13 protein-coding genes are annotated in these 13762 nt (G+C 34.0%); 8 read left to right on the top strand and 5 right to left on the bottom strand.

What is annotated here, in order from left to right:
* Window positions 1–4 precede the first annotated feature (4 nt).
* The 5 genes from H9636_RS12765 to H9636_RS12745 all read left to right on the top strand — a co-directional run bounded on the left by H9636_RS12765 (window position 5) and on the right by H9636_RS12745 (window position 7190).
* Window positions 5–781, top strand: a complete 777-nt coding sequence (locus H9636_RS12765; RefSeq protein ID WP_191707948.1) for an ABC transporter ATP-binding protein — start codon at window positions 5–7, stop codon at window positions 779–781.
* The gene (locus tag H9636_RS12760; protein WP_191707947.1) at window positions 753–2684 is read left to right on the top strand and encodes an FtsX-like permease family protein; all 1932 of its coding nucleotides are present in this window, start codon (window positions 753–755) and stop codon (window positions 2682–2684) included. The genes H9636_RS12765 and H9636_RS12760 overlap by 29 nt, the downstream gene beginning before the upstream one ends.
* Window positions 2685–2872: 188 nt before the next feature.
* Complete coding sequence (locus H9636_RS12755) at window positions 2873–4423, top strand: fatty acid--CoA ligase family protein (protein ID WP_191707946.1); 1551 nt, start codon at window positions 2873–2875, stop codon at window positions 4421–4423.
* Between the two features lie 162 nt (window positions 4424–4585).
* Window positions 4586–6577: a S9 family peptidase gene (locus tag H9636_RS12750; protein WP_191707945.1), complete on the top strand. Its 1992-nt coding sequence runs from the start codon at window positions 4586–4588 to the stop codon at window positions 6575–6577.
* Window positions 6578–6719: 142 nt separating this feature from the next.
* Complete coding sequence (locus H9636_RS12745; protein ID WP_318241022.1) at window positions 6720–7190, top strand: S-ribosylhomocysteine lyase; 471 nt, start codon at window positions 6720–6722, stop codon at window positions 7188–7190.
* Between the two features lie 657 nt (window positions 7191–7847).
* Here H9636_RS12745 and H9636_RS12740 read toward each other — a convergent pair.
* From H9636_RS12740 to H9636_RS12730, 3 genes are read right to left on the bottom strand one after another with little or no spacing between them, the layout of a single operon-like run.
* On the bottom strand, window positions 7848–8240 hold the full coding sequence (locus H9636_RS12740) for a thiol-disulfide oxidoreductase DCC family protein (RefSeq protein WP_122970845.1): 393 nt from the start codon (window positions 8238–8240) through the stop codon (window positions 7848–7850).
* A gap of 23 nt (window positions 8241–8263) precedes the next feature.
* Window positions 8264–9211, bottom strand: a complete 948-nt coding sequence (locus tag H9636_RS12735) for a sporulation-delaying protein SdpB family protein (protein WP_191707943.1) — start codon at window positions 9209–9211, stop codon at window positions 8264–8266.
* Window positions 9208–9735 carry an SdpA family antimicrobial peptide system protein gene (locus H9636_RS12730; RefSeq protein WP_191707942.1) on the bottom strand — a complete coding sequence of 176 codons (528 nt, stop codon included), beginning with the start codon at window positions 9733–9735 and terminating at the stop codon, window positions 9208–9210. The genes H9636_RS12735 and H9636_RS12730 overlap by 4 nt, the downstream gene beginning before the upstream one ends.
* 135 nt (window positions 9736–9870) lie before the next feature.
* Here H9636_RS12730 and H9636_RS12725 point away from each other — a divergent pair, with 135 nt between their 5' ends.
* Window positions 9871–10509 (top strand): sporulation delaying protein family toxin, encoded by a 639-nt coding sequence (locus H9636_RS12725; RefSeq protein ID WP_191707941.1) that lies wholly within the window; start codon window positions 9871–9873, stop codon window positions 10507–10509.
* 72 nt (window positions 10510–10581) lie between these two features.
* Here the strand turns inward: H9636_RS12725 and H9636_RS12720 are convergent, their stop codons facing one another.
* Together H9636_RS12720 and H9636_RS12715 are read right to left on the bottom strand one after the other, a co-directional pair.
* Window positions 10582–11082 (bottom strand): hypothetical protein, encoded by a 501-nt coding sequence (locus H9636_RS12720; protein WP_191707940.1) that lies wholly within the window; start codon window positions 11080–11082, stop codon window positions 10582–10584.
* 479 nt (window positions 11083–11561) lie between these two features.
* Window positions 11562–11825, bottom strand: a complete 264-nt coding sequence (locus H9636_RS12715; protein WP_174232639.1) for an autorepressor SdpR family transcription factor — start codon at window positions 11823–11825, stop codon at window positions 11562–11564.
* A gap of 534 nt (window positions 11826–12359) precedes the next feature.
* Between H9636_RS12715 and H9636_RS12710 the strand changes: the two genes are divergently transcribed.
* Window positions 12360–13223, top strand: a complete 864-nt coding sequence (locus tag H9636_RS12710; protein WP_225230213.1) for a YitT family protein — start codon at window positions 12360–12362, stop codon at window positions 13221–13223.
* Window positions 13224–13280: 57 nt separating this feature from the next.
* Window positions 13281–13646, top strand: coding sequence for a cytochrome c551 (gene cccB, locus H9636_RS12705; RefSeq protein WP_191707939.1), 366 nt, complete (start codon window positions 13281–13283; stop codon window positions 13644–13646).
* Window positions 13647–13762: the final 116 nt, after the last annotated feature.

Raw genomic sequence — 13762 nt, 5'->3', positions numbered from 1 at the left:
AACAATGCCAATTTTACAAGTAAAAGACGTAACAAAAGTATATGAAGGAAAAGTAACGAATCGAGCATTAAATCAACTTTCTTTTGATGTGGAGCAGGGGGAGTTTTTAGCGGTAATGGGTCCTTCAGGTAGCGGGAAATCCACTTTGTTAAATTTAATCTCGACGATTGATCGTCCCACTTCGGGTGAAATTATTTTCAATGATATGAAACCACAAAGCTTAAGTCCAAATGAACTAGCTTATTTTAGAAGAAGAGAACTAGGTTTTGTTTTTCAAGATTTTAATTTGTTGCCTATGTTAACAGTGGAAGAAAATATCATTTTACCTTTAACTCTTGATCAAAAGCCGGTAGAGATGATGGAAGAAAGGTTGGAGAATTTAGCGAAAAGGCTTGATTTAACATCGTTCTTACATAAACGACCGAATGAAATTTCCGGTGGACAAGCCCAAAAGGTTGCCATTGCAAGAGCGTTAATTCATGAGCCTACGATTATTTTAGCTGATGAACCAACAGGTAATTTAGACTCAAATAATTCCCGTGAAGTACTTGAGTTATTAAGTAAAATCAATAAAGAAAAACGGGCAACAATTATTATGGTTACCCATGACCCAATTGCGGCGAGTTTCTGCGATCGGGTGTTATTTATAAAAGATGGTGAATTTTTCAATGAGATTCACCGGGATGATAGACGCCAAACATTTTTCCAACGAATACTAAATGTGCTGAGCTTACTAGGGGGAGGACAAGTAGGTGACCTTTCATCAATTCGCTTACCGTAATGTCATAAGAAATATACGAATATATGCCGCTTTCTTCATGGCAAGCTTTTTTTCCGTATTTGTTTTCTTTATTTACTCGATGCTAATGTTCCATCCAGCAACGGAAAACGGTTTTTTAGGAAATGTTCCGATTCTTTGGATGGTCATTGCTGAAATCATTTTAGTATTGTTTTCTTGGTTTTTTATTTTCTATTCTATGAAAGCCTTTTTAGAAGCTAGAGCGAAAGAATTTGCTATTTTGCTTCATCTTGGGATGGAAAGAAGACAGCTTTCGAAGCTCATTTTTTTGGAGACGATTATTATCGGCTCCATTTCTATTGTGTTGGGGATTATATTCGGATTTTCCTTTTCGAAGTTTTTCTTTATGATTGTCCGTGAAATTTTACTGTTGGAAGATCTTCCGCTATATCTTTCATGGGAACCCTTTTTATTAACGATTGCTGTTTATTTAAGTGCGTTTATATTTATTTCGTTGTTTTGCTTTCATTTTGCACCGGAGAAACAAATTATTGATGTCTTTAATGGGCCAAAAAGTATCGAAGTAAAAGTGGATTATACGAAAAATAAAGCGATACTTGGTATTATCTTCATCGTGTTTAGCTATTGTTTAGCTCTTCTGACAACGAGGGGAACCTTTGAAATTTTTTCCGTCTTAATTCCGATTTTTATTACGTTAGGTACGTATTATTTCTTTGCCCATACGACCCAGTATTTTTTTGCCCGTGTAAAGGGGAAAAAAAATCTATACTGGAAAAAATCTCGGATGCTGCCAATTGCGGAGCAAACGTTTATTTTTAAAAACAACGGAAAAATGTTTTTTATCATGACAATGGTATCTACGTTAGCATTTTTATCGATTGGATTACTTGCTGCCTTTTCATCTTATACATCCCAATATGATAAGCTCAATCCTTTAGGGTTAATTTATAAAGGGCACATCGATAATCCGTATGAACATAAACATATTCAATCCATCGTATCAGAGTTAGAGCATAAAGGATTATCTTATCAACTCACCCAATTTACGGTGTTAAAGCAGACATCATCTTTCACCAATTATGGAGTGGAAGTTTTTAGTGAGTCAGATATTAATAGTTTATTGATTTCTTATGGATACCCATTAATTAATTTATCGGAGGGGGAAGGGATGTTTATTCCTTATTCCGAAGATTCCATTAAGAAGTTGTCCAATCGGACGGTTAATACGGTTTTAGTCGAAAACAATGTACCTATCCGTATCGATCAAGTATATCCAAAATTAATATTTCCCCGAACGATTGTAGGTTTAAATGCCATTATTATTAGTGACGAAGATTTTAAGAAGCTCGTACATCCATATAATGGCGTTCCGGATGTAGAGCCAGGGTATCATTTATATACGTTCGATATTCCCCAATGGATTGAAGCAAACGAAGTCGGATTTGCTATTCAACAAAAGGTGGCGAAGGAATATTTAAAAGACGAATACCATTTACCTTATTATTTTGAAAATGCAGGATTAAATTACTCGTATCTTCTATCCACTTATTCCTTACTAACTTTAGTAGGTTTATTAGTAGCAGCAGTCTTTTTATTAGCAGGGGGCAGTTTTATTTATTTTAAACTGCATACGAATTTAGAAGCGGATAAGAAAAAATTTGATGTATTGAAGCGAATGGGGATTTCCCACAGTGAGCTGAAATCCCTTGTGACAAAACACCTAATGCCACAATTTTTCTTACCATGGGGTGTTGCACTATTCCATAGTCTCTTTGCATTCTTTACTTTGCAAAATTTATTGAGGGATTTTGCGAATATATCCATCGTAAAAGAAGTGGTTATTTCCTTTGTCTTATTAATTCTTTTGCAACTTATTTACTTTTACTTAATTCGTTGGCGCTATTTAGCCCACGTTCGAGATTGACAAAATAAATGTTATTAGTAGAATAACTTTCCATTTTCTAAGAGAAAAATGTAATAAAACACTAAAATTCATTGTTTTATTAATATAAATAATTTATAATATTTAGAAAATGAATAGTAATTCATTTTTCGACTTCCTTTCGTCATGTTCGTAGTAAAAGGAAGTTAAGTCAAAGGGGGATGGGTGTTTTGAATTTAGTTGAACGTGTTCGACAAACAGCATTAGAACAGCCCGAAAGACGTGCATATCATTTTTTAGGGAGTGACACTACATACGGTGAGTTCGAACAAACAGTAAGTCGTTTTGCCTATGCATTACAACAACTTGGGGTGGAAAAGGGAGATCATGTGGCGTTTTTATTAGGAAATACACCACATTTTTTAATTTCGTTGTATGCGACAATGCGAATCGGAGCGACTGCAATTCCAGTAAATCCAACGTACACGCAAGAAGAAATTTCGTACATTATTCAAAATGGTGATGTGAAAGTAGTAATCGCATTAGATGGCTTACTGCCGTTAGTGGAGGCAGGAGTGAACATATTACCGCAGGTTGAAACGTACATTATTTGTGAAACAACACCAAACATAGGAGAAAGAATGGAGGCTCTTTCTTCTACAGCAAAAGAAAGAACGTTTTTATTTTCTGAAGTACTCGGGAAGGCTACAGCTTTCGCTGACCCAGTTCATGTGGAAGAAGATGATGTGGCAATTATTTTATATACTTCAGGAACGACAGGGTATCCAAAGGGGGCTATGCTAACCCATCGTAACCTTTATTCTAACGCGCGGGATGTTGGCCATTACTTACAGATGTCGCCGGATGACCGGGTTATTGCTACTTTACCTGTATTTCATGTATTTGCCTTAACCGTCGTCGTCAACGCACCGTTACTGCAAGGGGCTACAGTGCTATTAGCGCCGAAATTTAGTCCAAGTGAAATTTATAATCTTGCTGGAAGGGAACAGGCAACGGTATTTGCAGGGGTGCCGACAATGTTTAATTTCCTCTATCAATTTGATGGTAATACAAAGAATTTCGCCCATTTACGGTTAGCCGTTTCAGGTGGTGCACCACTGCCTGTACAAGTTCTTTTAAATTTCGAAGAGAAATTTAAAGTACGAGTTTCAGAAGGTTATGGTTTATCAGAAGCTTCTCCGGTAACATGCTTTAACCCGTTGGATCGGGAACGTAAAGCGGGTTCCATTGGGATGTCTATTCCAAATGTTGATAATAAAATTGTCGATGAAAATGGGAATGAAGTCCCTGTTGGCGAAGTTGGGGAATTAATCGTTCGTGGTCCGAATGTCATGAAAGGTTATTATAAAATGCCAGAAGAAACGTATAATGCGATTCGCGGAGAGTGGTTATATACGGGAGATTTGGCGAAAAAAGATGAAGATGAATACTTCTATATTGTCGATCGGAAAAAAGACATGATTATCGTAGGTGGGTTTAATGTCTATCCCCGAGAAGTGGAAGAAGTATTATTCTCCCATCCGAATGTGTTAGAAGCTGCTGTCGTCGGGATGCCCGATTCCAATTTAGGTGAAGCGGTACATGCATATGTTGTATTAAAGGACAACCATACGTCTATCGAAGAATTACAACAGTATTGTTCCGATCGTCTTGTGAAATATAAAGTTCCGACTGTAATCGAGCTTTTAGACGAACTACCGAAAAATTCGACAGGGAAAATATTACGCCGCTCTTTAAAAGAAATTGAAAAAGCAAAATAACAATATTTAAGAGATTATCTCCAAGATGGGATAATCTCTTTTTTTTTTCATATACTATAAAATTGTATATTTTTGATTATTAAAAATAGTTTGACATAAACAGTCGTCATGATAAACTTTATATTACGGAAACCGAAATATTGAATAGGATGGTGAAGAAAAGTGGTCACAAAACGATTACTTCAAAAAGAAGATTTGTTTAAAATTCAGTCCATTACAAACCCGAAATTTTCTCCTACAGAAAATGAAGCTGTCTTTATTAAGACGTTTATTGATGAAAAAGAGGATCAGTATTTTAACCATTTATATTATGTCAATGTGGATTCGAACGATGTCGTTCAATGGACTTTTGAAAAGGAACGAATTTCAAATCCTAGATGGTCACCAGATGGAAAACAAGTTGCATTTATTTCGAACCGCGATGAAAAAAGTCAACTTTATATTATGAATAAAAGCGGTGGCGAAGCAAAAAAAATAACAGATCTTGAAGAAGGAATCCAGTCATTTTTATGGTCGCCATGTGGAGAAAAAATATGGTTTACGAGTAGTTTAAAAGAAGGAGCATCCTTTACTCAAGAGGCGAAAAAAGAAGAAGGAAAAGAAAAACTAGAGACCTATACCGTACACAAAATGCGCTATAAAATGGATGGGGTAAAGGGACATGGGCTAGTCAAACAAAAAATCTCTTCCCAAATTGGCATCATTTCTTTAAAAGATAATGCCATTCAACAGTTTACAGAAGGAAAAGATTCTTACTCTTTAAATGATATTTCACCAGATGGTAAAAAGCTTATTATCGGTTTAAAACATTATGACCAGCCGGATTACGAATTTAATAATCCTTTATTTATCATAGATGTTGAAACAAAAAATAAAACGGTATTAGTAGACCATGAAGGGTATTATGGCGGAGCAAAATATTCATTTGATGGTAAATATATAGCTTATGTTGGGAGCGATGCAACATATAAAAATGCGACCCACTCCAACGTGTATATTTATGATACGGAAACTGAGTTAACACAAAATTTAACAGAAAGTATCGATTGTCCTGTTGGGGATTATGCAGTAGCTGACGTTCAGCAAGGGGTTGCAGCTCCAGATGTAGTTTGGACGGAAGACAACGACTTATATTTCCAACTTTCTACAACGGGGGATGTTCAATTATATTATGCAAGTTTAGATGGGGCTGTTTATCCTGCGACACCAGAAGGGGAGCACGTATATGATTATGCCCTTTCCAAAAATGGTCAAATTGCATTAGTTTGTGTATCGAATCCAGTTTCCCCGGGAGAGTTATATAAAGTTGATATTGCGAAGGGCGAACGAAATCAAATCACTCACTTTAATGATGAATGGTTAGATGAAGTAGAACTTGTAAAACCGGAAGCCTTTTACTACACAAGTACAAATGGAAAATCCGTTCAAGGTTGGTTAATGAAACCTAGTCAATGGAAAGATGGTGAAAAGTATCCATTAGTTGTTGAAATTCATGGTGGGCCACATACGATGTATGCGAATACGTTCTTCCACGAAATGCAATTACTTGCCGCTCAAGGTTACGGTGTCCTTTATGTAAATCCGAGGGGCAGCCACGGCTACAGTCAAACATTTGTTGATGCAGTACGCGGTGATTATGGTGGGGGAGATTATGAAGACATTATGGCCGGTTTGGATGAAGTGCTTCGTGAACATTCTTGGATTGACGTCGACCGCCTAGGTGTTACAGGAGGCTCTTACGGTGGTTTTATGACGAACTGGATTGTCGGTCATACAAATCGTTTTAAAGCAGCAGTAACGCAACGTAGTATTTCTAACTGGATTAGTTTCTTTGGCGTTTCTGATATTGGTTATTATTTTACACCGTGGCAAATTGGTGCTGATATGACAGAACCAGAAAAGCTATGGCATCATTCTCCATTAAAATACGCGAAAAATATTGAAACACCGTTATTAATATTGCATAGTGAACTGGATTTCCGCTGTCCAATTGAACAAGCCGAACAATTATTTATTACATTAAAATCGATGGGGAAAGAAACAAGTTTTGTTCGATTCCCTGACAATAATCATAACTTATCTCGTACAGGTACACCAAGCCTACGAATCGAGCGTTTAACTCAAATTATCTCATGGTTTAAAAACTATTTATAAAATTTGAAGGAATGGTGTTGTCACCAGTGACAGAAATAGGCCAAACCTGTAAAATAGTATAGATAAATGAGAGTTGAATATCCGTCTACTATTCATGATTGCTCGTTTACAATCAAGGAAAATAGAAATGAGGTATAAAATCGTGCCAAAAATGAATGTTGAAAGTTTCAATTTAGATCATACAAAAGTGGCAGCGCCATATGTAAGACTTGCCGGGATTAAGGAAGGGCAAAATGGCGATGTTGTCCGTAAATATGATGTCCGTTTCAAACAACCAAACGAAGAACATATGAAAATGGATGCTCTTCACTCAATAGAACACCTTATGGCAGAAAATATTCGTAACCATACGGACTTTGTAGTCGATATGAGTCCGATGGGATGCCAAACAGGTTTTTATTTAACGATGATTAACCATGATGACTATGAAGAAGTGTTAACGATTTTAGAAAAGACATTGCAAGATGTTGTTAACGCTACGGAAGTTCCAGCTTGTAATGAAGTGCAATGTGGCTGGGCAGCAAACCATAGTTTAGAAGGTGCCCAAAATCTTGCAAAAGAAATGTTAGAAAAACGTAGCGAATGGTCAACGGTTTTTAAAGAGGAACAATAAGAAAAATTATTACTTCAGATTGTAGGCAAACTTGAAAATTCTAGTTTGTCTACAATCTGAGTTTAATTCTCAAATTTTGCTACTAATTTTGTTGTTTTTACTTTATTACTGATTCTTTTAACTTAGCAAACACTGTTCTTTTTGAGAACTATTCTTTTCCTTAGTGTCGCTAATATATTATCGAACACTTTTATAACATTTTTTTATTTAATGAATCAAAATTTGATATAAGGAAGATGAATGGTTGTAGTAAAATCCAAAGTATACACCCATTAAAAAAGAGAGATTCTTCGATGAAGATGAAATAGACCTATCTCCTGGTATTTACAAATTAATTATCCCAAGTCTATATTAAACTCAAAATGTCATCAGTGAAATAAATAACAAACTAAAATGACCAGCCTTTCCTTAATTATTAAAGACTGGTCTTATACTCTAGACAAAGTCGCTTTCGACGACTTTGTCTATTATTTTTTTATTCAGTAAATCATATTCTGACAAATAACTGATGTAAAATTAGTATTAAAATTAAAAAAATTCAAAAAGTAATATTAAAGTTTGGTAATAATTTGTATATTTCGATACTCTGTGACCGTTCTTTAATTGTTAAGAACTATGCTTTTTTCTTGAAAAAATATAATCTCCATTTAGTCCATATTAATCTAAGAAACGTTTGCGAACTTCTGGAGAAGGAATCATACAAGTTTCTCTTTTACCAAACCACCTATAGCGGTTTTTTGCAACAATATTATAAATGAAATCTCTTAATGGTTTAGGGATGATTATCAATATATACCCCGTCTTATACCATCCTTTTAAATTTTTGCAAATTCGAAGTACTGCAGAAGATTTATAATGATATTTATTATTTTCCAACAGAAAAATACTATCAATATCATGTGGCGCACTATACTTATTTAATAAACAAATCCCGATTTCACTCTGTAATGATGCAAATTTAAAATAGCCTTTTTTATCATTTTTAATTATGAATTGAACTGCACAATCACAAAAGTTACAATCCCCATCAAATAAAATAATCCCGCTCATTTTTTTCAATCCTTTTTTATTTTTTACTTAAAGATACTCCGTCCTGAACTATCTACAAAGAACCGTTTAGTGTTTTTCAAATTAATATATTTTTTCAATGTCTTTTTTACTTTTGTAAATGAATATTCGTTATTCCACTGTCTTAAATACAATATAACAGCTGCACACATTGTGATTCCAAAAGTTACAATCCCAATCGTAAAAATAATCCCAATGTGAAAAATAATCCCTAAATTGTGTCCAAATCTTTTAAGTGGACTTGAAGCAAACATACAGATAACCAAAAACAATTCGAAAACAGTGACTGCCCATGTTACCAGAATAATGAATGGGCTATTTAATAATGGTTCTAATACATTTAATTGATAAGGAGGTAAGCCGAAAATTGGATCACTAAAGAAATAATATAGTGCAGTTCCATCTGCCCATTCAGGATTTTTTAATCGTTCTAAAGCAGCATTAAGATATATAATACCCACCTGAATTTTTATTAATATCATAAATAGCCAAGTTATATATTTGCTATAAAAATTGTTACAATTTTCAACAGTTTTGTAAAAATGATTCTTTCTTCTATCCAAAAGTGTGATTGGAATTAACAAAAAAGTAAGGACGGTATTTATCTGTTCTCCACCGTCTATTGTAGTAGCTGACCACTGAAGGGTATATGCTATATACCAATGAATAATACCGGTATATTGGGGTCTCCAGCCACTTGCGATAATAAAGAGGCAGAGGATCATTAAAAATCTAATTAATTCTAGAGAAATGTTAAAATGGTCAGCAACACAAAATGCAGAAGGAGCAGTTAAATATTCGCAAGATACGTCATTACGATTATATGTTAATAGAGTAGTTGTATTGTTGAACAAAAGTGTCAATAAAGATGAAATCGCCAATAATGTCCTTGCTAGTCCGTAAACATTAAAGTATGGGTTGAATTGATTAATTTGCTCTATTAATTTATTCATTCAACCACCACTTTCGCTATTTCACGTTCAAAAGACGTAGTTTCTTTGTAATCTCTAAAATACCAAGAAATAGGCTCCTGACTTTTAATTAGATATTCACCTTCTACCAAGTGGTGTATTTCATCATTCTTTTTTACCACATAGGGTTTTAACTTATTTTCTAACAAAGTACATTCTTTCTCAGTTTCACAACTTAGCCAATAATCTTTAGGTATTTCTTCATATATTTTCCCTAACTCAATAGCCTGCGCTCTTCCAAATCGCGATAAACCTATAAAGTTTTCTGGTATTGCTGTGGGTAATTGTAAATGTTCTGATTCAAAAGTAATACCCTTTTCTGTTGGAGGTTTACTATAGAAGCCAAATCCCTGTGGTGAAAAGTCTTGGAATACTTTTGCTTTAGCAGTAATTGTATCTGTTATTAAACTCGATGGAAGAGCGTGAGAAAAATGAAGCACGACGTAACATAAAAAAGGAATAGAGACAACTATTATAAATATTTTCTCTTTTACAAATTTGTCCATAACTACAAAATCCACCTTCCAATTTAACAATGATTATACTCTTAAAATATACTATATTTTCAATATTTTAACAAAAAATCCCCTATTTTTTTAAAAATATGGTAATATATTGGTAATTGGAAGGGGGTGAAAAAAATGAAAAAAATGGGATTTTCCTTGCTAGTTTTGATATTGCTTCTAGGAACTATTGGCCAGGCATCATTGGCTAAAAACAATGATTCTGCCCCTGTAAAAGTATACTCTGGCGAAGAATATTTTAAAGGCCTTATGTTTGGACAAGGTGAGGTAGGAGAAATAATTTCTTCTCAAATCTCCGATGATGAGCTTACTAAAAAGGCAAAATCAAAAGAAGGGGAGAAAGCTGCCGCCGCTATTGTTGAGTACATCGAGGAAGTGGATCCTACATATTTTGATGAGCTAAAAAGCTCTATTGAAAATAAGGACCCAAATAAACTGGTTGAGACATTAGCAGAGGGAGAAAAGTTAATTGTTTCTTATGCCGAAGATAGCGGAAATAAAACAGAGGTATTAACTGAGGAAGATGTAGTTACACCTCAAGCATGTGGTCCAACAGTATGCGTTTTAGTTGTAGTAGCAGGCGTATACTTATATGTTGGCGGTGTTCAGGGCGTAGTTCTACAAACTGGGGCTGCAATTACAACAGGTATATGGAAATATGTTGCATATACATCAAGTTCCGTTCAACAGGCGTATGCTATTGAACAAGCAGCTGTAGAAACATTGGATATGTTGACAGAACAATCGGGAAAATAGGGCATTTTTTAGAAAAGGCATACTCTTTGAGGAGAATGCCTTTTCCATTTCAATCATATCGAGGTATTTTAACTATTTATCAAAGGTATTTATCCAAATTAAACCTACAATGATAATGATCAGATTAGAGAGGAAGAAGGCAACAATACCTATACTATTAATATTTCCACTTGTTACATCATTTATAATATTATTTAATAATAATGCAATTAATACAGAAATAAATAAAGAAAAATTTGTGCTTAACACTTGTAAGAATACCTGAATTTTTGTTTTTATGTTATTTTGGGCATTTATTTCATCTTCGTTAGTCTTAAAAGTTCTGTGAAATTTTTTCATGTCTACCTTTACCTTTTTTCCAAGTAGAAATGTAATGATATATACTAAAATGTTAATCCCTATTAGTAAATAATATTCAGAAGCATTTCCAAACGAATCAGCAGTTCCACCGAAAGAGAAGTGAATTGGTACTTGAGGATTATTATTACTTATAATGACATAGCTGATCACGATTAATTGGAAAAAAACAGTTAAACCGAAAAAAATATGCAAGCCCCTTGTTATTGACCTCATATTCAGACCTCCTTCAAATTTGAATATTTTATAATTATAAAGATGGTTAAAATTCCTAGTAACGGCATCAAAGTCCAAACTGATATATATAGAACATAATAATTATTAAAATTAAAATATGACAGAACTATATATAATAAACCACAAATTATAGATATTAAACCAATTCTTCTTCTTAATTTATATTTATTCAAATGAACTGTTGTAAACATTCTTCCAATCTTTTTCCCTAAACTGTGAGTGAAATAATTCCCCAAGAGTAATAATAATAATCCTATATAGAAGGTGAGTAAGGAGTACAAAGTAACATTATTAGTTTTATTAGATAAATTAAAGATTAATGTTACGATTAGTATTAGTGAGATTAATGAGAATAAGTTATGTGCTCTTCCAAATCTATAGTAATTTAGCTGAAAAAATAAAAATGCACAAAGAAGTAAAAAAATTATTAAAGCATAGTAATTTAATATATCCAAAATTTACTCCTCCTTTTTTTGCAAAGACACCAATTTTAAGATGACATCCTCTACAATTGTTGTGTTTAAGGAATAATATACAAACTGTCCTTTTTTAATTTTAGTAACTAACCTTGCTTCATAAAGAATATTTAAGTGGTGTGAAAGACTTGCCATGGAAATTGGGAAGTGTTTTGCAATTTCACCTACATTTAAATCTCTATCTTTTAATAAAGAGAGTATTTCTCTCCTAGTGGGATCAGCTAAGCCTTTAAATACATCGGGCAATATAATACACCTTCTTTAGATATTTAGAATATTATCTAAATAAATTTTAGATTAATTTTAATCAATTGTCAAATACAGGAATTGATAAATGTTAAATAGTAAGTAAATTTAAATTCACGTTAGTGAAGTACACCTATTATTGTGCAACCTCCTTTTTATATGAACCGGTTAGTGATGTGAAAAATGAGAAAATGACGGTTTATAGATGAACATCGTTTTTAGAAAGTCTAATTTTCAAATTAGACTTAGAACATTGACAAAAGATCTGTAGAAGAGGCATATTCTAAGGCATTTTATTGGCAATCAGCAATAATAAAAATCTTTATAAATTTGGTTTGATTCAAAAGGCTGTGACTTAAGAAATTAAGTATTACACCTTTGATGGAGTCTTACAGTTTTTTTACCTTCAAAAAATAGTATTTTTAGGTTAGAGTGATCTGTCCAGTATGTAGACTTTATTAAATTTCTCTTTTTTTACTGCTTTTGTTATAATCATGCAGAGAAAAATGAGAAACGATGTGAGTGAGGAACAGGATGGGTAAACATAATGATAAAGTAATGTATTCTCCAAAGGATAAGATCGTGGAATATATTTATGTTCTTCTTGGAGCAGCAGTCATCGCCTTTGGATTCAATGCTTTTTTATTTCCGAATCAAGTAGCATCTGGAGGCGTTAGTGGAATTAGCACCATTTTGCACGGTCTCTTTGGTTGGAATGCCGGGATTGTACAATATGCTTTTAACATTCCCCTTTTTATTTCTGGTGTCATTATTTTAGGTAAAAACTTTGGTTTTAAATCATTTATCGGGACAATAGCATTACCATTTTTCGTCATTTTATTTGACGATATGAATGCGTTAACAATGAACTCATTACTTGCCGCCCTTTTTGGTGGTATTGTCGTTGGATTAGGGATCGGGTTAGTTTTTAAAGGCAAAGCATCAACTGGAGGTACGGATTTACTAGCCCAGATTATTACAAAATATTCTGGACTTACATTAGGTACGAGCGTTCTAATGATTGATGGTTTAATTGCTTTAAGTGCAGCCATCGTATTTGACTTGGAAAAAGGATTATATGCACTAATCGGATTGTTTGTAACAACGAAAACCATTGACATTGTTCAGTTAGGTTTTAGCCAATCAAAAATGGTCTATATTATTACGAATAAACAAGATGAAATGCGAGATGCTATCTATAAGGAAATCAACCGTGGTGTAACGAAGATGCCTAGCTTCGGTGGATATACGGGAGAACAACGACTTATGTTAATGGTTGTCGTCTATCAAACAGAGTTCACAAAGCTGAAACAGATCATCAAAACGGTTGATGCCACTGCGTTTGTTATTGTTTCCGATGCTTATGAAGTGTTGGGAGAAGGTTTTAAACGGGTTTAATTTTGGTATAATAACCAGTGGTATCCACTAATTATAAAAATTTTGGAGGGGTTCAAAATGAAGAAAACATGGTTAGCACTTGCATTCGGTTCTGCACTATTTTTAGCTGCTTGTGGCGGCGGTGACGATGAAGCAAACAATGCAAACAAAGATACAAACGATACGGCAACAGAAACAACAGACAATGGGGATACTGCTAATGCTGGCGCAGGTGAAGAACTTGTAAAAGAATCTTGTGTAACTTGCCACGGCGGTAACTTACAAGGTATGGGGAACACACCTTCATTAGCCGATGTCGGTTCACGACTTTCTGAAGATGAAATATTAGATGTCATTTTACATGGTCGAGGCGGTATGCCTGCTGGATTGCTTCAAGGTGAAGATGCAGAAGCAGCTGCAGCATGGTTAGCGACACAAAAGTAAGCTTTAGAAAATAAGTATATGAAAGACAAGGTCCTTGTTTAAAATGTACCCTATAAGAAAGACACTTGAAAAAAGGTCTCTCTTATAGGGTACTTTTATTTATAATGAAATAAAAT

It is taken from the genome of Ureibacillus galli (genome assembly GCF_014836845.1).
Lineage (GTDB): Bacteria > Bacillota > Bacilli > Bacillales_A > Planococcaceae > Ureibacillus > Ureibacillus galli.
The sequence above is the reverse complement of the archived record's forward strand: the minus strand, read 5'-3'. Positions and strand labels throughout refer to the sequence as shown.

Coding starts and splice junctions, on each gene's coding strand:
- H9636_RS12765 (WP_191707948.1), top strand. CDS start 5: ATGCCAATTTTACAAGTAAAAGACGTAACAAAAGTATATGAAGGAAAA.
- H9636_RS12740 (WP_122970845.1), bottom strand. CDS start 8,240: ATGAGCGGGATTATTTTATTTGATGGGGATTGTAACTTTTGTGATTGT.
- H9636_RS12735 (WP_191707943.1), bottom strand. CDS start 9,211: ATGAATAAATTAATAGAGCAAATTAATCAATTCAACCCATACTTTAAT.
- H9636_RS12730 (WP_191707942.1), bottom strand. CDS start 9,735: ATGGACAAATTTGTAAAAGAGAAAATATTTATAATAGTTGTCTCTATT.
- H9636_RS12725 (WP_191707941.1), top strand. CDS start 9,871: ATGAAAAAAATGGGATTTTCCTTGCTAGTTTTGATATTGCTTCTAGGA.
- H9636_RS12720 (WP_191707940.1), bottom strand. CDS start 11,082: ATGAGGTCAATAACAAGGGGCTTGCATATTTTTTTCGGTTTAACTGTT.
- H9636_RS12710 (WP_225230213.1), top strand. CDS start 12,360: ATGGGTAAACATAATGATAAAGTAATGTATTCTCCAAAGGATAAGATC.
- cccB (WP_191707939.1), top strand. CDS start 13,281: ATGAAGAAAACATGGTTAGCACTTGCATTCGGTTCTGCACTATTTTTA.